The sequence below is a fragment of the Janthinobacterium sp. SUN073 genome, assembly GCF_030397665.1.
GTDB lineage: Bacteria > Pseudomonadota > Gammaproteobacteria > Burkholderiales > Burkholderiaceae_D > Janthinobacterium.
This window is the reverse complement of record NZ_JAPUBT010000020.1, coordinates 1-24129: the sequence shown is the minus strand read 5'-3', so window position 1 is coordinate 24129 and position 24129 is coordinate 1. Positions and strand designations below refer to the sequence as shown.

20 protein-coding genes and 1 rRNA gene are annotated in these 24129 nt (G+C 60.9%); 13 read left to right on the top strand and 8 right to left on the bottom strand.

All coding sequences use genetic code 11. The features are described 5' to 3' along the window. Positions 1–2 precede the first annotated feature (2 nt). Positions 3–728, bottom strand: coding sequence for a secretin and TonB N-terminal domain-containing protein (locus tag O0882_RS28605; protein WP_289953387.1), 726 nt, complete (start codon positions 726–728; stop codon positions 3–5). A 193-nt stretch (positions 729–921) separates the two neighbouring features. Here O0882_RS28605 and O0882_RS28600 point away from each other — a divergent pair, with 193 nt between their 5' ends. The 5 genes from O0882_RS28600 to O0882_RS28580 all read left to right on the top strand — a co-directional run bounded on the left by O0882_RS28600 (position 922) and on the right by O0882_RS28580 (position 5229). Continuing rightward, the gene (locus tag O0882_RS28600; RefSeq protein WP_289953386.1) at positions 922–1287 is read left to right on the top strand and encodes a hypothetical protein; all 366 of its coding nucleotides are present in this window, start codon (positions 922–924) and stop codon (positions 1285–1287) included. Positions 1288–1381: 94 nt separating this feature from the next. Next, complete coding sequence (locus O0882_RS28595; RefSeq protein ID WP_289953385.1) at positions 1382–3730, top strand: Tex family protein; 2349 nt, start codon at positions 1382–1384, stop codon at positions 3728–3730. Between the two features lie 4 nt (positions 3731–3734). Then, positions 3735–4205 carry a GNAT family N-acetyltransferase gene (locus tag O0882_RS28590; RefSeq protein WP_289953384.1) on the top strand — a complete coding sequence of 157 codons (471 nt, stop codon included), beginning with the start codon at positions 3735–3737 and terminating at the stop codon, positions 4203–4205. A 105-nt stretch (positions 4206–4310) separates the two neighbouring features. Further along, entirely contained in the window at positions 4311–4622 is a 312-nt protein-coding gene (grxD, locus tag O0882_RS28585; protein WP_289953383.1) for a Grx4 family monothiol glutaredoxin, read from the top strand. Continuing rightward, entirely contained in the window at positions 4615–5229 is a 615-nt protein-coding gene (locus tag O0882_RS28580; protein WP_289953382.1) for a UbiX family flavin prenyltransferase, read from the top strand. Before grxD ends, O0882_RS28580 begins: the two co-directional genes overlap by 8 nt. A 151-nt stretch (positions 5230–5380) precedes the next feature. Here the strand turns inward: O0882_RS28580 and O0882_RS28575 are convergent, their stop codons facing one another. Continuing rightward, complete coding sequence (locus tag O0882_RS28575; protein WP_141171130.1) at positions 5381–5707, bottom strand: hypothetical protein; 327 nt, start codon at positions 5705–5707, stop codon at positions 5381–5383. 89 nt (positions 5708–5796) lie between these two features. Beyond that, the gene (locus O0882_RS28570) at positions 5797–6204 is read right to left on the bottom strand and encodes a hypothetical protein (RefSeq protein WP_034753756.1); all 408 of its coding nucleotides are present in this window, start codon (positions 6202–6204) and stop codon (positions 5797–5799) included. A 701-nt stretch (positions 6205–6905) separates the two neighbouring features. Here O0882_RS28570 and O0882_RS28565 point away from each other — a divergent pair. From O0882_RS28565 to O0882_RS28540, 6 genes are all read left to right on the top strand, one after another. Continuing rightward, the gene (locus O0882_RS28565; RefSeq protein WP_034753754.1) at positions 6906–7310 is read left to right on the top strand and encodes a MerR family DNA-binding transcriptional regulator; all 405 of its coding nucleotides are present in this window, start codon (positions 6906–6908) and stop codon (positions 7308–7310) included. A 136-nt stretch (positions 7311–7446) separates the two neighbouring features. After that, positions 7447–8631, top strand: coding sequence for an isovaleryl-CoA dehydrogenase (locus O0882_RS28560; protein WP_099761462.1), 1185 nt, complete (start codon positions 7447–7449; stop codon positions 8629–8631). A gap of 53 nt (positions 8632–8684) precedes the next feature. After that, positions 8685–10487, top strand: a complete 1803-nt coding sequence (gene aceK, locus O0882_RS28555; RefSeq protein WP_289953381.1) for a bifunctional isocitrate dehydrogenase kinase/phosphatase — start codon at positions 8685–8687, stop codon at positions 10485–10487. After that, positions 10480–11676, top strand: a complete 1197-nt coding sequence (locus tag O0882_RS28550; protein WP_289953380.1) for an acetyl-CoA C-acyltransferase — start codon at positions 10480–10482, stop codon at positions 11674–11676. Before aceK ends, O0882_RS28550 begins: the two co-directional genes overlap by 8 nt. Before the next feature lie 77 nt (positions 11677–11753). Continuing rightward, positions 11754–12422: an SDR family oxidoreductase gene (locus O0882_RS28545; protein WP_289953379.1), complete on the top strand. Its 669-nt coding sequence runs from the start codon at positions 11754–11756 to the stop codon at positions 12420–12422. Between the two features lie 38 nt (positions 12423–12460). Continuing rightward, positions 12461–13588 (top strand): acyl-CoA dehydrogenase family protein, encoded by a 1128-nt coding sequence (locus O0882_RS28540; protein WP_289953378.1) that lies wholly within the window; start codon positions 12461–12463, stop codon positions 13586–13588. Between the two features lie 385 nt (positions 13589–13973). On the opposite strand, the gene O0882_RS28535 is transcribed toward O0882_RS28540, so the two are convergent. The 4 genes from O0882_RS28535 to O0882_RS28520 all read right to left on the bottom strand — a co-directional run bounded on the left by O0882_RS28535 (position 13974) and on the right by O0882_RS28520 (position 20897). Continuing rightward, positions 13974–14867: a YihY/virulence factor BrkB family protein gene (locus tag O0882_RS28535; protein ID WP_289953391.1), complete on the bottom strand. Its 894-nt coding sequence runs from the start codon at positions 14865–14867 to the stop codon at positions 13974–13976. An 85-nt stretch (positions 14868–14952) separates the two neighbouring features. Then, positions 14953–16032, bottom strand: coding sequence for an LD-carboxypeptidase (locus O0882_RS28530; protein WP_289953377.1), 1080 nt, complete (start codon positions 16030–16032; stop codon positions 14953–14955). Between the two features lie 89 nt (positions 16033–16121). Continuing rightward, the gene (locus O0882_RS28525) at positions 16122–18875 is read right to left on the bottom strand and encodes a TonB-dependent receptor (protein ID WP_289953376.1); all 2754 of its coding nucleotides are present in this window, start codon (positions 18873–18875) and stop codon (positions 16122–16124) included. Positions 18876–19091: 216 nt separating this feature from the next. After that, a complete protein-coding gene (locus tag O0882_RS28520; RefSeq protein WP_289953375.1) occupies positions 19092–20897 on the bottom strand; it encodes an ABC transporter substrate-binding protein in 1806 nt (601 codons plus the stop codon). A 214-nt stretch (positions 20898–21111) separates the two neighbouring features. Between O0882_RS28520 and O0882_RS28515 the strand changes: the two genes are divergently transcribed. Both O0882_RS28515 and dacB read left to right on the top strand, forming a co-directional pair. Beyond that, entirely contained in the window at positions 21112–22350 is a 1239-nt protein-coding gene (locus tag O0882_RS28515; protein ID WP_096232693.1) for a nucleoside recognition domain-containing protein, read from the top strand. 8 nt (positions 22351–22358) lie between these two features. Beyond that, complete coding sequence (gene dacB / locus O0882_RS28510; protein WP_289953374.1) at positions 22359–23861, top strand: D-alanyl-D-alanine carboxypeptidase/D-alanyl-D-alanine-endopeptidase; 1503 nt, start codon at positions 22359–22361, stop codon at positions 23859–23861. 152 nt (positions 23862–24013) lie between these two features. Here the strand turns inward: dacB and rrf are convergent. Continuing rightward, positions 24014–24126, bottom strand: a 5S ribosomal RNA gene (gene rrf, locus O0882_RS28505). Between the last annotated feature and the right edge of the window lie 3 nt (positions 24127–24129).

Below are 24129 nucleotides of genomic sequence, written 5' to 3'. Positions count from 1 at the left end.
GCTCAGGGCGCCCCGGACACGAGGTAGGGCGCGCAATCGGCGTCCGGGTCGGGCCGCGGCGTCAACAGGATCGTCAGCGGCTGCGGCAAGCCCGCCGGCGGCGCGCCATCCATCAGCAGGCTGCGCAGGCGCAGCAGCACGGCGCGGTCGCGCTGCGCCACGCCGCTCGGTTCCAGCACGTGCACGGCGCGTACCTTGCCCCGCTCGTCGAGCCACAGCTGGAAGGCCAGGCGGTAGCGGCCGAAGGCGTCCGGATGCAAGCGGCACAGGGCGCGCGTGAGCGAACGCTGCAGGATGGCCGCATAGCCCTGCAACGGCGGCGCGGCGGGAGCCGCCTCGGCCGGTACGGGTGCCGGTGCCACGGGAGCGTCGGCCAGCGCCAGCAGGGTGAAGGCATTGCTGCCGCTGAAGCGCGCGCCCAGCTGCGTACCCACCAGCAAGCGCTGCAGCGCCTCGGTCGGCGTGTAGTCGCCGCGCACGGGGGCCGCCACCCTGCCCGCCGCCAGCTGGCTGCTGACGAGCACGGAATACCCGGTCACTTCGCCAAACGCCACCAGCGCCGCATCGAGCGGCTGGGCGGGCAAGTCGAAGCGCACGGTGGCCTGCGTGCCGGCGTCATTACCGGACGCACTGGCAGCCGGTCGCACGAATGTCATCAATGTCATCAGCAAGCAGGCGGACAGGGCCAGGGCGTTGCCTGTTGCGGTGCGGCGGTGGATTCGTGTCATTGTCCAGGGAAATCAACGAGAGCCTGCTCATGAAGTGTCTTGACTGCAATGTTGTCTGCAGAATGGCAGGATGGTAGCTTCATAAAATGACAACTGCATGACATTGGTCACAAAGCGACCGGACTGGCGTGTCATCGCTGCGACATATGACCTTGCTATGCTGAGCGCTTGTTCCACCGTTCCGGGAGCCGCCATGGCACGCCTGTTTTTGCTATTGCTGTTGACCTGCGCCGCCCTGGCCGCGCAGGCGGACGAGCACACCGTCGTCGTGACAGCCGCCGCGCCGCAGAAGGGCTGCGTGGAGGTGGAAGTGAACGGCAAGCGCGCGCCATCGATGTCTTGCTTGAGTGAAAAATTATTACCCAACAGCAACACCGCGAACCGGCCGCCGCCCACCCTGTCCGGCGCGGAAGCGACCGTGCAGCGTCCGTCGAACCAGCTGGGCCTGTACAACCGCGCCGCCCTCGAACACCGCATGGGCAATGCCTTCGGCAAATCCGTCACGCCGCAGAGGCCAACGCCGGCGCCGCCCGCCAGCCCGCTGCTGCCGGCCCGCTGACGCTGTTGTCAACGCACAGTCCATTTGCGCTGTCAAGATTGCGCAATCGCGCCGATTGCGTATCATTCCAGGCTTGATCGCTCTGGAAACAACCATGCTGCCCACTATCGAACAACGTCTTGCCCTTGAACTTGCCGCCAAACCGGTGCAGGTTGCCGCCGCCATCGAACTGCTCGACGAAGGCGCCACCGTGCCCTTCATCGCCCGTTACCGCAAGGAAGCGACCGGCGGCCTCGACGATATCCAGCTGCGCCTGCTCGAAGAGCGCCTGCGCTACCTGCGCGAACTGGAAGAGCGGCGTGCCGCCATCGTGGCCTCGATCACGGAACAGAACAAGATGACGCCCGAGCTGCTCGACGCCGTCATGCACGCGGAAGACAAGACGCGCCTGGAAGATTTGTACCTGCCCTACAAGCAGAAGCGCCGCACGAAGGCGCAGATCGCCATCGAAGCGGGCCTGATGCCGCTGGCCGACTGTTTGCTGGACAATCCCGAACTGACGCCGGAAATGGAAGCGGGCAAGTTCCTGCGCGACGCGTTTACCAGTGCCGACGGGAATAATCCTGGCGTGGCGGACACCAAGGCGGCCCTCGACGGCGCGCGCCAGATTCTGATGGAACGCTTCGCCGAAGACGCGACCTTGCTGCAAACCTTGCGCGAATACGTGCAGGAACACGGCATCGTCGAATCGAAAGTGGTGGAAGGCAAGCAGGACGAAGGCGAAAAATTCGCCGATTATTTCGACTACTCGGAAACCATTTCCACCGTCCCCTCGCACCGCGCGCTGGCGCTGCTGCGCGGCCGCCGCGAAGGCATCCTCGACGTTACCCTGCGCCTGGACACGGAAGCGGAAAAACCGAAATGGGATGCGCCGCACAATCCGTGCGAAGGCCGCATCGCCGTCCGCTTCGGCATCAAGAGCCTCGGCCGTCCGGCCGACAAGTGGCTGGCCGACACCGCGCGCTGGACCTGGCGCGTGAAAAGCTTCATGCACCTTGAAACGGAACTGATGGGCGCGCTGCGCGAACGCTCTGAACTCGATGCGATTAACGTGTTCGCCACCAATTTGAAAGCGCTGCTGCTGGCCGCGCCGGCCGGCCAGCGCGCCACCATGGGCCTCGATCCCGGCCTGCGCACGGGCGTCAAGGTCGCCGTGGTCGATGCCACAGGTAAAGTCGTCGACACGGCCGTGATCTACCCGCACCAGCCGAAAAACGACTGGGATGGCTCCTTGCACACCTTGGGCCGTCTGGCCGCCAAGCACAATGTGTCGCTGATCTCGATCGGCAACGGCACCGCCTCGCGCGAGACGGACAAGTTGGCGCAAGACCTGATCAAGCAGCACCCGGAAGCGAAGATGACGAAGATCGTCGTCTCGGAAGCGGGCGCGTCGGTGTATTCGGCGTCCGAATTCGCCTCCAAGGAATTGCCTGACATGGATGTGTCCTTGCGCGGCGCCGTGTCAATCGCGCGCCGCCTGCAAGACCCGCTGGCCGAACTGGTGAAAATCGACCCGAAATCGATCGGCGTGGGCCAGTACCAGCACGACGTGAGCCAAAGCCAGCTGGCCCGCTCGCTCGATGCCGTGGTGGAAGATTGCGTGAATGCCGTGGGCGTGGACGTGAACACGGCGTCGGCGCCGCTGCTGGCGCGCGTCTCCGGCCTGTCGGCCAGCGTAGCGCAAAGCATCGTCAGCTACCGCGACATGAAGGGCGCGTTCACCTCGCGCGCGGCCTTGAAAGCCGTGCCGCGCCTGGGCGATAAAACGTTCGAACAGGCAGCTGGCTTCCTGCGCGTGATGGGCGGAGAAAACCCGCTGGACGCCTCGGCCGTCCACCCGGAATCGTACCCGCTGGTGGAAAAGATCCTGGCGGACATCAAGAAGGATATCCAGGCCGTCATCGGCGAGACCGCCTTGCTGAAAACCCTCAGCCCGGCAAAATACGCCGATGAAACGTTTGGCGTGCCGACCATTTCCGACATTTTGAAGGAACTGGAAAAGCCGGGCCGCGACCCGCGTCCGGAATTCACGACGGCCACCTTCAAGGAAGGCGTGGAAGAAATCCGCGACCTGCGCCCGGACATGATTCTCGAAGGCGTCGTCACCAACGTGGCCGCCTTTGGCGCCTTCGTCGATATCGGCGTGCACCAGGATGGCCTGGTGCACATTTCCGCCCTGTCGAACACCTTTGTGAAAGACCCGCACACGGTGGTCAAAGCGGGACAAGTGGTGCGCGTGAAAGTGCTGGAAGTCGATGAAAAGCGCAAGCGCATCGCGCTGACCATGCGCCTGACGGACAGCGCGCCACAGGCAGGCAGCAAGCCGGAGCAAAAAGGCGACCGCAACGACCGCCGCGGCCTGGCGCAGCACCAGTCGCAGTCGCGCAACGCGCCCGAGCCGGCCGGCAGCATGGCCGCCGCCTTCGCCAAGCTGCGCGGTTAAGCCCGTGGCCGCCGGGCAGGACATCACCATCCTGGCGGCGGACGCGGCCGGCCCGGATGCCCGGCAGTTGCTCGACGCATTGTCGGAAGCGTTGCTGCGCATCAATGGCGACAGCGGCCGGTCTTCCTTCGACGTGGAAGCGGCCACGCCGCGCGGCGGCTTTTATATTGCCCGCGATGGCGCCGGTGAACTGCTGGGCTGCGCCGCCCTGCGGCCGCTGGGCGAGCCGGACAGCACCACGGCGGAGCTCAAGCGCATGTATGCGCGCCCGGGCAGCAATGGCGTGGGCGCGGCCCTGCTGGCCCATGTGGAGGCGCAGGCGCGCCGGCATGGCTACCGGGCCCTGCACCTGTCCACCCGCGTGGCCAATGCCCGCGCCGTGGCGTTTTATGCCAAACACGGCTATGCACCAGTCATTGCCTGGGGCAAATACGTGGGCGCGGCACAATCGACCTGCCTGGGCAAGTCCTTATAAGCGTTAACGTGGCTGACTTGCCCGATTTATGACCTGAGCGCATACCCGTGCCGTCGTTTTCTTATAAAATGACGGCATCTATTTATTTACCCATCAGAGGCAGCTATGAGCGACGTACAAACCTGGATCAAAGAAACCGTGACGAACACGCCAGTCGTGCTGTTCATGAAGGGCACGGCCCAGTTCCCGCAGTGCGGCTTTTCCGGCCGCGCCATCCAGATCCTGAAGGCCTGCGGCGTGGAAAACATCGCTACCGTCAACGTGCTGGACGACCCGGAAGTGCGCCAGGGCATCAAGGATTATTCGAACTGGCCGACCATTCCGCAGCTGTATGTGAAAGGCGAGTTCATCGGTGGTTCCGATATCATGAATGAAATGTTTGAATCGGGCGAATTGAAAACCCTGATCGATGCCTGATAGCGTGTCGCAGCGGCCGCGCCGTATCGTCGTGGCCATCACGGGCGCCACGGGCGCCGTGTATGGCTTGCGGCTGCTGCAATTACTCGGCGCCATCCCCGGCGTCGAGACGCATCTGGTCTTGTCGGATGCGGCCGTACTGACCCTGCACCAGGAAACGGGCGTGGGGCGCAAGGACATCGAAGCGCAGGCGCACGTGGTGCACAAGCTGCGCGATATCGGCGCGTCGATCGCCAGCGGTTCGTTTCAATCGGATGGCATGGTCGTCGCGCCGTGCTCGATGAAGACGCTGGCGGCCGTGGCGCATGGCTTGTCGGATAACTTGATTACGCGGGCCGCCGATGTGGTGCTCAAGGAGCGTCGCCGCCTGATCCTGATGGTGCGCGAAACGCCATTCAACCTGGCGCACCTGCGCAATATGACGGCCGTGACCGAAATGGGCGGCATCATCTTCCCGCCACTCCCCAGTTTTTATCACCACCCGCACAGCATCGCGGAAATGGTCGACCATACGGTGGCGCGCGTCATCGACCTGCTCGGCATCGAGCACGGCCTGGCACCGCGGTGGAATGGTCTCAAGTCCGCAAGCAACACCCCTATCGTCTAGTTGGCGTCACGATGTAACTCTGGCGTCACGATGCCTGACAAAAGCGTAGCGAGCGGAAGGAAGAGGTGGTCGAGAAGCGCAACCGTGCTCTAGCACGGTGAGCATCGCAGACCGCCTATGCCGACGCGCAGTAGCTTTGGTCAGGCATCCATCACCGTTTTTCGAACTGCAGGGCACTGGCCTGCTTCAAATCCCTGGCTTCTTCAACCATCCTGCGGTGGGCGATCCGTTTACGCATCACTTCCGCATGTTGCGCGGCAGTCATGGGAGGCACGGTCATCAAGTCCTTCAGCTGCGCGGTATTGCTGTAGTTACTTTTCATAAGACGGCTCAAATGCTCGGCTCCGTAGTGGATGAACTGGCTGCTTCTGCTGTGATTATGCGCTGGTATTGGCCGCCGCGCCGCTGCGTACGGGATTATTGTCAAATAATTCCGCTGCAGCGCAACATGCGAGGTCTTATTGTGCGGCAAAATCATGTCTCCAGTATGACCTTGCGCAAATAAAAGGACAGGGGGAGCACCGCCAGCGAAAAGCGGACGGCGCGGGCCGGGGAGGGCCTGAATGCTTACTTTTGGTAGTTGACTCTGACCAGCATGCGAATAAATTCACGCGCGATTTGACGATGATGTTCATCTAATCTTTGCAAATCGGCAATTAATTTCACATCGGCGGACTCAAAACGCGATAAAGCGCTGCCCGCTTCGCCATTCGGCGTGGCGCTTTCCGGGCCGCCAAAACGCAACCATTCCGCCGGAACGCCCAACCATTGGGCAATCATGCGCAATTTCTCTTGCGTGGGAATTGCTTCACCTACTAACCATTTCCTAGCTGCATGCACGGTAATCGGGCGTCCGTCGAAACGGATGTTGAATTCCCGGGCCAGTCTGGTCGGGCTGTCTGGAGAGTAATGGGCGTTTTTGAGAGCCAACTGAAGTCGTTGGCTGAAGCTTTCGCGTTCGTTAGAAGAATTCATAGGTGTACTATTTCATGTTGTAACATGAAAGTCAGTTTCTTGAATGACCATACAGATTGTTACATTTGAAAAGAGTATAAATTAACAATTAACACTCCGGCCAAGCTTTTCAGGTGCAAAAGCGGTCCAAATTTTCTCTTGTGATTCTGTGTGGCTTCGGTTCAAATTCGCGGCTGGCCTTGATTTTCGCACTGCAGCACGATTCAAAGCCTCGGTTTGGCATTACAACGTACGGTATCGGATAATGCCCTGCTCTACCGATACACGCAATGCCCATGTCATACAATTTCTTGTAGACAAAGTTTTCAGAAGGGCCATGTTGTTTTCAATATAGAAACAACCAGTACAACGTGCTCATAGTGAAACGTTGTTTTTTGATCGTGCCTACTGCCCAAAAAATTTTACTGCCATCGCAGCGAAAAGAATGTCGCAGTTATGCCAGGAAAGCTCTTTTTGGTGTCATCTTGGCCACCAACTCTCGATCTTAAGCGTGTTTGCGCAAGAAGAATCAATTTATTTTCAGTAACTGTTGTCTTATTCGCCAAATTCCCCTGCCCACAGGCGTTTTTTTCTTTGTTGCAGCACGGGCAGGGCACGCTACAATAGTATTGACGTTGACGTAAACGGCACTTTGCCACCCGCCTGCTCCGCAGCACCCATCCAGCTACCGATCACCCATGCAACCGACACCGCCCGCAGCAATGACGACCTATACCATTACCGAACTGGCGCGGGAATTCGACATCACGGCACGCGCCATCCGTTTCTATGAAGACCAGGGCTTGCTCAGCCCGAAGCGCGAAGGCGCAGGCGGACGCAGCCGCGTCTACACGCCGCGCGACCGCACCCGCTTGAAGCTGACCCTGCGCGGCAAGCGCCTGGGCCTGGCCCTGTCGGAAATCAAGAGCCTGGTCGACATGTATGAATCGCCGAAGGACACGCGCGCGCAGATGGACCGCTTCCTGGGCGTGCTGGCGCAGCACCGGCAGACCCTGGAGCAGCAGCGCATCGATATCGAAATGGCGCTGGCGGAAATCAGCGCGCATGAGGACGCGTGCGCGCGCATGCTGGCGGACTTGAACCTTGATAAGGCGCAAACAAACTAGGCATCGATGCGGCGGCGCTTGCCGCGCACATCGCTTTACGCGCTTCACTTTACGTTTACGTAAACGTCACAACTGAGTATCATAGCTTCACTGACCCGGCACCCATGACCGCCACACTTATAACGACGAGGACGACATGCTCCATCTCCCAGGCTTGACCTTTGACCACGGCGACGACATCGCCGCGCTAAGAGTAGCGATCCAACAATTTGCCGCCGCCGAAATCGCGCCGCGCGCGGCCGAAATCGACCGTACCGACCAGTTCCCCATGGATCTGTGGCGCAAGATGGGCGACATGGGCTTGCTCGGCATCACCGTCAGCGAAGAATACGGCGGCGCCGGCATGGGCTATCTGGCGCACATCATCGCCATGGAAGAGATCTCGCGCGCCTCGGCCTCCGTCGGCCTGTCCTACGGCGCCCACTCGAACCTGTGCGTGAACCAGATCAAGCGCAACGGCACAGCCGAGCAAAAAGCCAAATACCTGCCAAAACTGATCACGGGCGAACACATCGGCGCCCTGGCCATGTCGGAGCCGAACGCGGGCTCGGACGTCGTCAGCATGAAGCTGCGCGCCGACTTCAAGGGCGACCGCTGGGTCTTGAACGGCACCAAGATGTGGATCACCAACGGCCCCGACGCGGACGTGCTGGTGGTGTACGCGAAAAACGACCTGGAAGCGGGCGCGCGCGGCATGACGGCGTTCCTGATCGAAAAGAATTTCAAGGGCTTTTCCATCGCGCAAAAGCTCGACAAGTTGGGCATGCGCGGCTCGCACACGGGCGAACTGGTGTTCCAGGATTGCGAAGTGCCGGCCGAAAACGTGCTGGGCGGCCTGGGCAAGGGCGTCAATGTGCTGATGTCGGGCCTCGATTTCGAGCGTACCGTGCTGTCCGGCGGACCTCTGGGCATCATGCAAGCCTGCATGGATCTGGTCGTGCCCTACGTGCATGACCGCAAGCAATTCGGCCAAGCCATCGGCGAATTCCAATTGATGCAGGGCAAACTGGCCGATATGTATTCGACCATGATGGCGTGCAAGGCCTATGTGTATGCCGTGGGCCAGGCTTGCGACCGCGCCACCACGCCGGAAGCCGTGCGCCAGTTGCGCAAGGATGCGGCCGGTGCCATTCTGTATAGTGCGGAGAAGGCGACCTGGATGGCGGGCGAAGCGATCCAGGCCCTGGGCGGCAACGGCTACATCAACGAGTATCCGGCCGGCCGCCTGTGGCGCGATGCCAAGCTGTACGAAATCGGCGCCGGGACCAGCGAAATCCGCCGCATGCTGATCGGCCGCGAATTGTTTGCGGAAACCAAGTAAGCACGGGCGCGCGGTTATCGACTGGGTGATGAGCCATTCATGCGAGCACAACTATGACGCAAATTGCCTTCCCCAAATTGCTCTCTTCCCAGATTGCATTCGATATCGCGCGCACCATCCGCGACGGCTTTGACAAGCATTACCGTCTGTTCCGTGAAACGAGCCAGCACGCCAAGCGGTATTTCGAGCAAGGCGCCTGGAGCGCGGCACAGACGGCGGCCCGCGAACGCATCGACTTTTATGACAAGCGCGTGCAGGAATGCGTGCAGATGCTCGAAGATGAGTACGAAGAGTCGGAGTTGAGCGACGAAGTGTGGCGCGAACTCAAGCTGCACTACATCGGCATGCTGACGGAGCACAAGCAGCCGGAACTGGCGGAAACCTTCTTCAATTCCGTCTGCTGCAACATCCTGCACCGCACTTATTTCAATAACGACTATATTTTCGTGCGTCCCGTCGTTTCCACGGAATACATCGAGACGCAAGACCCGGTGCCCACCTATCGCGTGTACTACCCGGGCAAGGATGGCTTGCGGCACACCCTGACGCGCATGCTGGGCAACTTCCAGCTGGACTGCGCATTTGCCGACCTGGAGCGTGACGTGGCCCAGGTGGAAGCGCGCCTGCAGCAGCTGTTCGGCGGCGACCGGATCGAGCCGAACCACCAGCTCCAGGTCTTGACCAGTTTGTTCTACCGCAACAAGGGCGCCTATCTGGTGGGCAAGGGCATCAACGGCAACCGTGAATATCCGTTTGTCGTGCCCATCCTGCACAACCGCCACGGCAAGCTGGTGCTCGATACGGTACTGTTCGAGCAGCAGCAGATCGCCGTGCTGTTTTCGTTTACGCGTGCCTACTTCCTGGTCGATATGGAAGTGCCGTCGGCCTATGTGCAATTCCTGCGCAGCTTGCTGCCGCGCAAACCGCGCAGCGAAATCTATACGATACTGGGCCTGCAAAAACAGGGCAAGACGCTGTTTTACCGCGACTACCTGCAGCATCTGAAACACTCCTCGGACCACTTTGAAAGCGCGCCCGGCATCCGTGGCCTGGTGATGCTGGTGTTTGCCCTGCCGTCGTTTCCCTATGTCTTCAAGGTCATCAAGGATTTCTTTCCTCCTCCGAAGGAAACCACGCGCGCGCAAGTCCAGCAAAAGTACTTGCTGGTGAAACACCACGACAGAGTGGGCCGCATGGCCGACACGCTCGAGTATTCCAACGTGGCCTTTCCCCGCGCCCGCTTTTCTGCGGAATTGCTGGCCGAGCTGAAACAGTTCGCTCCCTCGCTGGTCGAGGAAGACCACGAGCAGATCATCATCCGCCACCTGTACATCGAGCGGCGCATGGTGCCGCTGAACATGTGGCTGAGCAATGCCGAAAAGGAAGGCCGCGATGATCTGGTCGAACACGCCATCGTCGAGTACGGCAACGCCATCAAGGAACTGGTGGCGGCGAATATTTTCCCGGGCGACATGCTGTATAAAAACTTTGGCGTGACCCGTCATCAGCGTGTCGTTTTTTACGATTACGATGAAATCGAGTACATCACCGATTGCCAGTTCCGCGTCATCCCGCAAGCCCGCACGGAGGAGGAAGAAATGTCGGCCGAACCGTGGTATCCCGTCGGCAAGCACGATGTGTTTCCCGAACAATTCGGCACCTTCCTGCTGGGCAATCCCCGCATCCGTAAATATTTCATGCAGCACCATGCCGACCTGCTGACGGCGCAATACTGGCAGGCGCGCAAGCAGCGCATCGAAGACGGCCATATCGAGGACGTCTTCCCGTATCCGCAGCACCTGCGTTTTTGTAAGCAAGCACCTTTCCACCCCCAACCGGAGATCCAACATGAATGATCCAGTCGTAATCGTCGGTGCCGCGCGCACCCCCATGGGCGCCTTCCAGGGCGATTTTGCCAATGTCACCGCCAGCGACCTGGGCGCCGTGGCCATCCGCGCCGCCGTCGAACGGTCCGGCGTGGCGCCGGATGCCGTGGAACACGTGTTTTTCGGCAATTGCCTGATGGCCGGCCAGGGCCAGGCGCCCGCGCGCCAAGCCTTGCGCAAGGCTGGCCTGCCCGATTCCACGGGCGCCGTAACCCTGTCGAAAATGTGCGGCTCGGCCATGCAAACGACCATGTTCGCACATGACACCTTGCTCGCCGGCAGCGCCGACGTGGTGGTGGCGGGCGGCATGGAATCGATGACCAACGCCCCCTACCTGGTGCCGAAGGCGCGCGGCGGCTACCGCATCGGCCACGGCATGATCTATGACCACATGATGATGGATGGCCTGGAAGATGCCTACAGCCGCGATGAAAAGGGCAATGCCCGCTCGATGGGCACGTTTGCCGAAGAGTGCGCCAGCCAGTACAGCTTCACGCGCGAAGCGCAGGATGCGTTTGCCATCGAATCGGTGAAACGCGCGCAAGCGGCCACCAAGGATGGCAGTTTCGAATGGGAAATCGTGCCCGTGACCGTCTCCGGCCGCGGCGGCGACACCATCGTCAGCATCGATGAAGGCCCGCAAAAGGCCCGCCTGGAAAAAATTCCGACCTTGAAGGCGGCGTTCAAGAAGGACGGCACCATCACGGCCGCCTCGTCTTCGTCGATCAACGATGGCGCGGCAGCCCTGGTGCTGATGCGCGAATCGACGGCGAAAAAGCTCGGCTGCACCGTCATCGCCAAGATCCACGGCCACGCCACGCACGCGCAGGCGCCGAACGAATTCACCACGGCCCCCATCGGCGCCATCAAGAAGCTGTACGCGAAAACGGGCTGGAGCAGCAGCACGGTGGACTTGTTCGAGATCAATGAAGCGTTCGCGGCCGTGCCGATGGCCGCCATGCACGACCTCGACATTGCGCACAGCAAGATCAACATCCACGGCGGCGCGTGCGCGCTGGGCCACCCGATCGGCGCCTCGGGCGCGCGCATCATTGTCACCCTGCTGGGCGCCCTGAAAAAAACCGGCGGCAAGCGCGGCGTGGCGGCCCTGTGCATCGGCGGCGGCGAAGCGACGGCGATGGCGATCGAACTGGTATAAGCTGCATTGAAGCACGGGCGCGCACGGACAATCATGGCCAGGGGCGCGCCCTTTCATTCATTCCAGGGAGAAAACACATGCCTACCGCATTGATCATCGGCGCCTCGCGCGGCATCGGCCACGAGCTCGTCCGTCAATACCGCCACGCTGGCTGGCGTGTCATCGCCACGGCGCGCACGCCGGACGCGTGCGATGCCCTCAAGCAACTGGGCGTGGAAGCGCACCAGCTCGACGTGACGGATGTGGAAGGCTGCGCCGCCCTGGGCTGGAAGCTCGACGATGAAAAGCTCGACGTAGCCATTCTCAACGCGGGCGTGTATGGCCCCCGTCACGACGGTTCCCCCACGCAAGAAGATTTCGATGCCGTCATGCACACGAACGTGCTGGCGGCCATGCGGCTGCTGCCGATCCTGGCGCCGCTGCTGGCATCTGCAAAAGGGAAACTCGCCGTGCTGTCCTCGCACATGGGCTCCCTGAGCGAGCGGGGCAACCCCAGCGGTTCGCTGTACCGCGCCAGCAAGGCCGCCTTGAATTCCGTGCTGATCGATACTAGCCTCGTGCATGGCCCGCAAGGCGTCAGCTGCGTGGCCTTCCACCCGGGCTGGGTGCGCACGGACATGGGCGGCGCCGGCGCGGATATTTCGCCAGAGGAAAGCGCAGCCGGCATCCGCGCCACGCTGGCCAGCCTGCCGGCCACGGACAAGGCCGTGTTTCGCAATTACGATGGCAAGCCCATCGCCTGGTAATTCCCGCATCCACTATAAAAATATACGAGACGACGTCCATGATACTCAATGAAGAACAATCGATGATCCAGGAAGCGCTGCGCAGTTTTTCGCGCGAGCGCCTGGCGCCCAATGCGGCCCGCTGGGACAAGGAACATCATTTCCCCAAGGAAGAATTGCAGGAACTGGCCGCGCTGGGCGCCTTTGGCGTGGCCGTGCCGGAAGCGCTCGGTGGCGCCGGCCTCGACTACGTGTCGCTGGCCCTGGTGCTGGAAGAAATCGCCGCCGGCGATGGCGGCACCTCGACCATCATTTCCGTGAATAATTGCCCCGTGTGCAGCATCGCCATGATGTACGCCAACGATGCACAGAAAGAACAGTGGCTGCGTCCGCTGGCGCAAGGCGCCATGCTGGGGGCGTTTTGCCTGACGGAGCCGCACACGGGCAGCGACGCCTCGGCACTGCGCACCACGGCCACGCGCGACGGCAATGACTACGTCATCAATGGCACCAAGCAATTCATTACCAGCGGCAAGTATGCGGACGTGGCCATCGTCATGGCCGTCACCGACAAGGCGGCGGGCAAGCGCGGCATCAGCGCCTTCTGGGTACCGACGAATACACCCGGCTACATCGTGGCGGGACTGGAACAGAAGATGGGCCAGCACTCGTCGGACACGGCACAGATCCTGTTCGACAACTGCCGCATCCCGGTGGAAAATTTGATCGGCGAAGAAGGGCAAGGCTACAAGATCGCCCTGTCCGGCCTGGAAGGCGGACGCATCGGCATCGCTTCGCAAGCCGTGGGCATGGCGCGCGCCGCGTACGAAGCGGCCTTGAGCTATGCGCGCGAACGCGAAAGTTTCGGCAAACCCATTTATGAACACCAGGCCGTGCAATTCCGCCTGGCCGACATGGCCACGCAAATCGAAGCTGCGCGCCAGCTGATCCGCCACGCGGCGGCCATGAAAGATGCGGGCCTGCCCTGCCTGAAGGAAGCGGCCATGGCCAAGCTGTTTGCGTCGGAAATGGCGGAAAAAGTATGCTCGGACGCCATCCAGGTGCACGGCGGCTACGGTTATGTATCCGACTTCCCCGTCGAACGCATCTACCGCGACGTGCGCGTGTGCCAGATTTATGAGGGGACCAGCGATATTCAGAAGATTTTGATTGCGCGGGCCCTATAAACCCCAGGGCAAATACTGGGGTCGTACCCTGCAGGGTACGACCCCGGGGTTACGCCGCTGGGTTTTCAATAGACGAAAAAAAAGCCCGCTAGCGCGGGCTTCGTTCCAATGTATTACCAATGCTTTAATCGTGTCATGGACGCCAGTGCTATCTGCAAAGTGCCTCCTGATTTTCGGACTCCCATGCTATCTGCATGGTGACTCCAAGTGTAAATCGACCAACGTATCCGGAATTACAAAATCCACTCTTCGCTCTGTCACGCCATCAACATTACACCTGTCGGTCGCCGCGCTGAAACTGGATGGTGAGATGATTTGTTGCCAAACCTCAATCACTGAACGGAGTATAGCACAGCTTTTTGTGCGACGCAACAACCTTTTTAAATCAAGTCCTTAGCGCCAGCGGCTTGTCCTCTTCGCCGCCACGGGCCACTCTTTCATATTCGGAAATCACTTGCGCGCCCAGCAGCAGCAGGGTGGCGCCGATTTCCAGGCTGAACATGACGACGATGGCCGTCGTCATCGAGCCATACACGACGTTGACCTGCGACAAGGTGGAAAAATACCAGACCAGCACATGGCGGGCGATTTCCCACAGCAGGGCCGCCGTCACGCCGCCGATCAGCGCATGCGTGATCGATAATCGTCCCACCGGCATGACCAGGTAAATCGAGCTGAGCACGAGGATTTCCCCCCCCAGCCCCAGCAAATACAGCAGCACGCCGGACACGCCTTCCAGGCCCCAGTCGTGGCGCAGGAAGCGCACGCTTTCCTCGCCCATCACCTGCAGGCCGCCCGCCACCACGGTGATGAGCAGGATACCCACACCCAGGCACAGGATGTAGCAGTACGGCAGCACGGCGGAAATGAGGAAATGGCGGCGGCGGATGGCGACGCGGTGGATGAAAATCACGCTCATGGCGTTTTCCAGCACGGTAAACGCCAGCGAGCTGAAAAACAGCATGGTCAGCAGCAGCAGCCAGCCGATCACGCCCCGGTTGTCGAGAAAATGCGCGATCTCGCCCACGATGGCCTTCGATTGTCCCGGCACCAGCCACTCCAGGTAATGGCCGATTGTTTGCAGCAATTCGTCCTGCGCGATCACGTGCGACAGGGCCACCACCACCAGCATCAGCAGGGGCACGATGGACAGCAGCGAGTAGTACGCGACGGCGCCCGCCAGCAGCAAGCCCTGGTTGGCGCGGAAAGCCTTCAACACCTGCAGCACGAAGGCCAGCGGATGGCTGAGGATGTAGGTACTGGCGTGGCGGTTGATCATGTCGGGTGCGGTGAAGAAGTCGGCGCGGCCTCGTGCCACGCCTTATCACACTAGCATACTGACAATCGCCCTGCTGCACCGTGCGCTAGCAGACGGCCGGCTCCAGCAAGGTCAAGGTTTGCCGGTCCGCATCCAGGGTCGCCAATATGCCCATCGGTAGCGTGCACTGGTGACGGATGTGGCCAAACGAATAGCCGCTGACGGCCGGCACGCGTAAAGGCTGCAAATGCTGGCCCAGGGTAGCGTCGAGGCTCAGCGCAGTGTCGCCCTCGGCCGCCTCGCAATGCTCGAAAATGCCCAGCATCAGGGCCGCCGCGTGCTTGAACCCTACGGACAGGTCGAGCTGGCATAACATCCTGTCGATGCGGTAGGGCACTTCATTGATTTCTTCGAGGAAAAGGATGCGCTCGCGGAAATCGGCCGCATACGGCGTGCCGGCCAGAGCGCTGACCATGCACAGGTTGCCGCCCGTCAAGCGTCCCGTCGCCTGGCCGCCATGCACGGTGCGGATGGCGAAATTCGGCTGCGTCTGCGCGCGGCGGTGATTCTCCAGCGCCATCGGGATCGTGTAGCTGTCTTGCGGCGTCATCAGCACGTTTTGCAGCTGCGTCACCGTGTACTCGGAAAACGTGGACGAGGCCACGGGGCCGTGGAAGGTCACCAGGCCCGTCTGGCTGGCGATGGCCAGGTGCAGGGCCGTGATGTCGGAATAGCCGATCAGCACTTTCGGGTTGCGCTGGATCAAGGCATAGTCGAGCAGCGCCAGCAGCGAAATGCAGCCGGAGCCGCCACGGATGGCCCAGATCGCCTTGACGTCCGGGTCGCGGAACGCCGCGTGCAGATCGTCGAGACGCTGCCGCACCGTGCCCGCATAATTGCCGTGCACGGCGCGGATATTGGCGCCCAGGCTGGCACGCAAGCCCAGCGATTCGATATTGCGCTGAGCCTTGGAGATGGCGTCCTCATCCGTAAAGCCGCCCGGTGCGATGATGGCGACCAAGTCGCCGTCGCGCAGGCGCGCCGGTTTGATCAATGCGTGTGGCTGTTGCATGCGTTTGCCCTTCCCTTGTGCGGCCGCCGCCCATGCCGGTGTGCCTGCCGCCCCCAAGGTGGCGGCCAGCAAGCCGCCGAAGCGGCGCCGGCTGAGATTGGTCTGACTGGACATGCGGCCCTTTCCTGAAATAAAAAACGGCGACGCCAGGCGCCGCCGCACGAGGTTAGCATGCCGACAGGATCGCCGCCGGCATGGCTGCCTTACAGGAACTTGTACTTCAGCTGGAAAGTGAAGGCGCGGCCACGCGGGTCGGCCACGCGCGGATCCCAGCCGGCACCCACCACTTCATCCACGTTGTGCGCGGTAAACGGCGGATCGCGGTCGAACAGGTTCTGGATGCCCAGGGTCAAGGTGGTATTCTTGAAGCCCGTGTACGTGCCCGACAAGTTATACGTGGTGTAGCTGGATACATCGGCCTTGAAGCCCGGCGGCGGCGTGCCCTTGCCGTCATTCGGTACCTGGTCCTTGTAGCCGGAAGCAAAACTCTGGACCAGCAAGCCACTCCAGTCGCCGCGCGAGACGCCGAAGCTGGCATTGTGTTTCCAACGCAAATACAAATCACGCGTATAGAAATTGCCGACCAGCTCCTTGTATTCTTGCCCCTTGTATTCGGCAAACTTGAAGCTGTCCATGTACGTACCGTCCAGGGTCGCCGTCCATTTCGCATCGCTAACCTTGCCTTCGCCGCGCAAGCTCACGTCCAGGCCACGCACGCGGCTGCCCCCTGCATTGAACCAGCCCGCCTGTACGTAATCGATGGTGCCATCGGCCTTGCGGAAAATATACTGGTTCAGCGCCTGGTAATTTTCCAGCACGACTTTCGGCGTGCGTTTCAGGAGCTGGTCCTGGGTATTGATGGCCCAGTAATCGAACGAGGCGGAGTAACCCTTCACCGGTTCGATGACGATGCCGACGCTGCCCTGCTTCGACGTCTCCGGCTTCAGGTTCAGGTTGCCGCCCGTCGTGTAAATGAGGCGGGGAATGGAACAGTATTCGGTCACGCCAGGATGCTTGGCGCAACCTTCCGGATCCTTCGAGCCGTTCGGCAGTTCCTGCGTCAGCACGCCCGAATACAACTGGTCGAAACTTGGCGCCAGGAAACCCTTGCTGGCCGAGGCACGGAACAGGATGAAGTCGGCCGGCTGGTAACGCAAGGCAATCTTCGGATTCGTCGTGGCGCCCACCTGGCTGTAATCGTCACGACGCACGGCCAGTTGCATTTCCAGGTCTTTCATGATGGGTACCAGCAACTCGGCATACACGGCCTTGACGTTGCGGCTGACATCCTTCAATGCGGCATTTCCTGGTGCTAACAGAATCAGGTTGGCATCGACATCCTGTGCGAAACTATAGCCCTCGCGGCGCAAATCAAAACCGGCCGCCATCGCCACGGCGCCAGCCGGCAGCTGGAACAGCTCGCCGGAAACGGAACCGTCGATTTGGGTGAGAGTCGTCTTGCCATGCTGGAAGGCGCCGCGGAACTTGGTCGACTCGATCAATTGCCTGGCCGCTTCCGTCTGCCTCTGGCCCGCGCCCACCCACGGATTGATGATGCCTGTCCCCAGGGCCGCGTACAGCTTGTCCGTGTAGGAATAACCATCGGTCAGCTTGGTCTTGGTGGTGCTCTGTGCGTAGGAAACGCCGGTCTTGTAATCCCACTTGCCGAAGTTGCCTTCAAAACCCAGCAGCACGCGCGCATTGTCGGTGGTATTTTCCTGCGTGCGGTTGCCGATCTCATTGGCGCGCCATTTGTAGGCAATCGGCTTGGTATTGTCGAAAGACGGGATGTAGGCCGACAAATCCTGGTAATACGCGCCGCCGACCGGATACACGGCCTTGTTGGCGATGCTGGTCTGTACCTGCATCGGCGTCAAAATCGCCGTGGCCTTGGTGCGCGAACCGAGCGCTTCGACAAACATGCGGTGGTCGGGCGCCAGCTTGAACGTGCCGCGCGACAGGAAATTGACCCGTTCGACAGGAAATTGCAGTACATAGTCGGCGCCGTAGTCATACGCACAGGAATGCGTGGTACTGCGTGGCGACGTCACGTCTTTCCACAGTGCCGTCTGGTACTGCGACATGCCGGCGACGCTGTCGCACTTGCCCTGGAAGCTCAGCGGATTGGCTTGCAGGTATTGAGTCGGGTCGCCAGGCAGCTGGAACGCGGTGCCCAATGCCGTGCCGGCCCCCGCCATCTGGTTGGCAAACGGCGTTCCCGTGGTGTCCGGCGACAGCCCCCGGCCCGGCTGGTAGCCGTTGACGAAGGAGCGGTCGCTGCCGTTCAGGCGCTGCGCCTTGTCGACCGTCAAACTGACCATGAGGTTGTAGCGGTCTTCTTCCAGCGAGCCCGTGCCGGCCAGGATGGAAGCGCGGCGCGTGGCGCCGCCGCCCGCTTGCGTGTCGTTGGTGGAAACGGACGCTTCCACGCCGCTGTAATTGGTTTTCAGAATGAAATTGATCACGCCGCCGATGGCGTCCGTGCCGTAGATGGCCGACGCGCCATCCTTGAGGATTTCCACGCGCGAGATTGCACCGAGCGGAATGGAGTTCAAGTCGACGGCGCGGCCACTGGCGCCATGCGTGGCGACGCGGCGGCCATTCAGCAGCACCAGGGTCGCACCCGGTCCCAGGCCTCGCAGCGAGGCGAACGAGGCGCCGCCAGCCAGGCGGTCCGCATCGGCGCCAAACACGTTATTGCCCGAAGTCATGTTTTCGGCCCCCGTGCCATTCGCCGACAGGGTGCGCACCAGTTGCTCAGCCGTCGTGATGCCCTGTTTTTCCATCTGCTCAAAGCTGATGACTTGCACCGGCAGCGCGCCTTCCTTGGCCACCCGCTTGATGCTGCTGCCCGTCACTTCGACCCGTTGCATCGCTGGCGCCGCCGCTTCCTGTGCCATCACCGGCCCCACTACCCCCATCAATGCCACCAACTGCGCTAGCTTCTTCAATTTCACAGGTCTTCTCCTTGTTGGGCAATCGAAACTTGAGTTCTCAAGTCAGGCTGTTAGATATGTCGCAATGTCTGTCTCGCAGTACATTTTTTTATGACATTTGCGCATGACTTTATTTGTTTTCATTTTCAGAGTAGCGCGATGCATCCGGACCCAGCCAATGAAAAATGCTTTCCTAACCATAACTTTTTGGAATGAATGCCCTTTTCAGCGACGTGGTCACTTGCCTGCGGGGCGGCCCTTGGCGGGATCGACGTCCAGGTAGCGCCAGGACGTGAATTCCACGGGGTGGCGCCTGTAGTTTTTTAGCCACGGTTGCTGCAGGTCGGCAGAGATGGGATGCGTCAGCAACACCCACGGCGTGTAAGCGTGGATCAGCTGAAACAGGTCGAAGTACAGACTGCGTCGGCGCGGCGTATCGGATAGCAGGCGCGCCTCCTCATAGCGTTTATTGTAATCGGGCAAGTTGAAGCGGGCATAGTTGGCGCGGCCAACGTTGCCGCCATACAACAATTGCATAAAGTTATCGCCATCGGGGAAGTCGGCGATCCAGTTGGTCTCGAACATCTGCACCTTGCCCAGGCGCGAGGCCTTGATGATTTCCGTCTTCTTGTCGCTTTTAAACTCCACGCGCAGGCCGATGGCGTTCAGGTTGCGCCGCCACAACTCATCGCGCAGGCGTCCCACCGTGCTCGGCTCCGTGTGCATGGTCAGCAGCAAGGGCGTGCCATCGGGCTGGGTGCGGAAACCATCGACGCCCACCTTGTAGCCAAAACGGTCCAGCAGGGCGCGCGCCAGCGCCGGATCGTAGCCGACCGGGCTGCGGTAGTGCTTGTCGTAACCGAGCACATTCGGCGGCAGCGGCGACTGGGCCGGCAAGGCCAGGCCTTTTTTTAATAACGTGATGTCTTCGCGGCTGTTGTAGCTGAGGGCGATGGCGCGCCGCAGGGCCAGCTTGTCCTTGCTCGTGCCACCCAGCACGGGGTCGTCCATGTTCATCCACATGTAATACGTTTGCAGCACGGGAAAGCGCGTCAGTTGCAAGCCCTTGGCGGCCAGCGCCGGTTTCAGGGCGCCGTTTTCCAGCACCATGTCCGTCATCGATTCCGGCACTTGCTCGAGGTAGTCGAATTCGCCTTTCAGGAAACCCAGCATGCGCGATTGATATTCCTCGACGATGCGCACTTCGATGCGCTCGACCAGAGGCAAGCGCTGGCCTTCCAGCGCGCTGGCGATGGCGCGCGCGTCGACCGGCAAGGCGGCCAGCGCCTTGGCCTCGGTATGGAACACGGTGGGACGGAAAGTCGGATTGGCCTGCAGCACGATCTTGTCGCTGCGCTTCCATTCCTTGACGAGGAACGGCCCCGTGCCCACGGGGTGATTACCGATCTGCCCTGCCGCCGGGTACGCTTCGGCCACTTCGCGGGCCACCACGCCGGTCGCCGGCATGGCCAGGTAAAACAGGAAGTTCGGGTCGATGGCGTTGAGGCGGATGCGCAAGGTGTATTTGTCCAGCGCCTGCAAGCCGGCGATCGGCGTGTCGTAGCTGAACTTGGCTTTCAGGGCCGCATCGCCCACCAGCTTGTCTTCCAACAAAAACAGCCACGGCGACTTCAGGCCGGGGTCATACAACCGCGTCAGGCTGTAGACATAATCCTGCGCCGTCACTTCGCGCCGCTGACCCTTGAAGGCGGGATCGGGAGTGAAGAAAATACCAGGCTGCAAGTGAAAGATATACGTGCGCCCGCCATCTTCCACGGTGGGCATGCCGCGCGCCGTATTGCCCTGCAGCTGCACCGGACGCGCCAGGTAGTCATAGCGCAGCAGCGGGTCAAAGATATTTTCCATCAAATTCAGGCTGGCCAGGTCCGAGGCCACGGCCGGGTCCAGGCCCGTCTCGCTGGTGCTCAAAAACAAGTGCAAGGTCTTGTTCGCGCGGGCATCGGTGGCGGCATGCGCTGGCGCAGTGAAAAGCGTCAACAGGGCCAGGCCGGCGGCGCAGGCGGTTTTGCGTAAAAACATCATCAGTGATCCAGTGCAGACAAGGGTAACGAACAGCGATAAGCGACAGGCATCCCCCACACTACGCGGGCAAGCGACGGGGCGCCAATGAAAACAGGCTGCCAGCTTATAACTTTTTGGCATGCGGTTGCTGCATTCTTTCATCAACTCGTATCGGGCTGCCCCTATACTTTGTTTGCAGACATTTTTCACTCCCGATACACAGAACTGATCGCATATGGCACTTAATTACATCTGGTCCGGCTTTTTCCTCGTTGGCTTCCTGGCTGCGGTGCTGCAGTGGCTGTTTCTCGGCGATACCGATATCTTCAAGCGCATCATCGACGGCACGTTCGAAACGGCGCGCATGGGCGTGATGGATATCGCCCTGCCACTGGCGGGCGTGATGACCTTGTGGCTAGGCATCATGAACATCGGTGAAAAGGCGGGCATCGTCGGCTGGCTGGCGAAAGTCATCGCGCCCTTCTTTTCGCGCATCTTCCCGGAAATTCCGAAAGACCACCCGGCCACGGGCCACATGGTGATGAATTTCTCGGCCAACCTGCTGGGCCTGGACAATGCGGCCACGCCGTTCGGTTTAAAGGCCATGGAAAGCCTGCAAACCTTGAACCCGAACAAGGAAGAGGCGACGAATGCGCAAATCATGTTCCTGGTGCTGCACACCTCGGGCCTGACCCTGATTCCGTTGGCCATCATGGCGCAGCGCTCCATCCTCGGCGCAGCCGACCCGTCCGACATCTTTATCCCCTGCATGATCGCCACCTATGTGGCCACTGTGGTCGGCATCATCACGGTATCCATCAAGCAACGCATCAACCTGCTCAACCGCGTCGTCCTGAGCTGGATGGGCGGCATGACGAGCGCCATCGTTGCCATGATCTGGTATTTCACGCAATATCTGACGAAACAGGAAATCGAGCTGGTGTCCAAGGTGGTCAGCAATCTGGTGTTGATCAGCGTCATTGCCATCTTCATCATCGGCGCCCTGCGCAAGAAGGTGAACGTGTATGACGCCTTCATCGAGGGCGCGAAGGGCGGCATCCAGACCTCGATTACCGTGATTCCCTACCTGGTCGGCATGCTGGTGGCCATCAGCGTGATCCGCAATGCGGGCGTGTTCAATTTCCTGATGAGCGGCATGAACTGGTTCTTCGCCAACCTGGGCATCAATACGGACTTCGTGCCCGCCTTGCCGACGGCCATGATGAAGCCGCTCAGCGGCTCCGGCTCGAAAGCCATGATGATCGACGCCATGAATACCTACGGCGTCGACTCGTTTGTCGGCCGCCTGGCCTGCGTCTTCCAGGGCTCGGCCGACACCACTTTCTATATCGTGGCCCTGTACTTCGGTTCCGTCGGCATCCGCAAGACGCGCTATGCCATCACGGCCGGCCTGATCGCCGATTTCGCTGGTGTGGTCACGGCCGTCTTCGTCGCCTACGTCTTTTTCCACTAAGGAGCACCATGTTACGTCCTGTTCTGATGGCTGCGCTGTTGGCGGGTCTTAGCCTGTCGACTGCCCACGCGCAATTGCCCGAATCCGTCAGCCTGCTGCTGCGCAGCGCGAATATCCCCGAAGACGCCATGGGCGCCATCGTCTTGCGCGGCAACACCACCGTGCTGTCGCATGGCGCCGAACGCAGCATGCAACCCGCGTCCACCATGAAACTGGTGACGACGGCCGTGGGCCTGGAGCAATTGGGTCCCATCTTTCGCGGCCGCACGGAGTTGCGCACCAGCGCCGACGTCATCAATGGCGTGCTGAAGGGCGATTTGATCCTGCGCGGCGGCGCCGACACGGATTTCAACACGGACGTGCTGGCACACATGCTGCAGACCCTGCGCAACCAGGGCATTATCAAAATCAAGGGCGATTTGATCCTCGACCGCCAACTGTTCCAGCCGGCCCGGCCCGATATCGGTACGCCGCCCTTCGATGAGTCGGCCGAATTCCGCTACAACGTCATCCCCGATGCCTTGTTGCTGAACACCAATTTGCTCGATATCAACATGAACTCGACGGACCGGCAATTGAGCATCCTGATGCAGCCGCCGCTGGAGAACGTCAGCATCACCAGCGACATGAAACTGGTCAAGGGCAGCTGTGCCCGGTGGGAAGACGGTTGGCGCCCGCCCGAATACCGGCGCGATGCGAGTGGCAAGCTGCAGGTGATCTTGCACGGCACCTTCCCGCAAAATTGCAGCAAGGCCACCAGCATCAATGTGCTAGACCGTAACGATTATGCAGACCGCTTATTCCGTGCCACCTGGAAACGCCTGGGCGGCACGATCACGGGCACGGTACGCGAAGCACCGTTGACGGGATTGCCGCCGACGGCCGAGCCGGTCGGCACGCGCATGCTGGCCGACCACGTGGCGCGCGCCTTGCCGGAAGTCTTGCGTGACATCAACAAGACCTCCGATAACACCCTGGCCCGCACCCTGTTCCTGAGCCTGGGCAGCTTGCAGAGCGATAGCTGGCTGGGCAGCCGCCCCGTTGCCATGGCGGCGCCGGAAGATACGGCCAATCGGGCGCGACTGGTCATCCAGGAATGGTTCCAGCGGCACCATATCGACACCCAGGGCATGCTGGTCGACAACGGCTCCGGCTTGTCGCGCACGGGGCGCATTGCACCAGCACAACTGGCAGGCGTGCTGCAAGCGATGCAGCAAAGTCCGTGGGCGCCCGAGTTCCAGTCCAGCCTGCCCATCGTCGCACTGGACGGCACCATGCGCAAGCGCCTGCTGAACAGCCCGGCCGCCGCGCGCGCGCGCATCAAGACGGGCACATTAAAGAATGTGGTGGCCATCGCAGGCTATGTGCCTGACGCCAACAACCAGTTGTGCGTGGTGGTCGCCATGATCAATAGCGACCTGGTGGGTAACGGCAACGGCCGCGCCGCCGTCGATGCGCTGATCGAGTGGGTCGCCAGGAGCGGCGCCACGCCAGTGGTTGCCGGTCAATAAAAGGGATGCAAAGACAGGAAGGCAGCGCGTAGCGCTGCCTTTTTTTACGCCTGTACGCTGTAAAACCTGCGCTTTTTATAGCGATAAACGCGCCAAACGAAAAAAAACCCCGACCATTGCTGATCGGGGTTTTTCTCTACTGCGTATAACAAGCCTGACGATAACCTACTTTCACACTGGTTGCAGCACTATCATCGGCGCAAAGTTGTTTCACGGTCCTGTTCGGGATGGGAAGGGGTGGGACCAACTTGCTATGGTCATCAGGCAT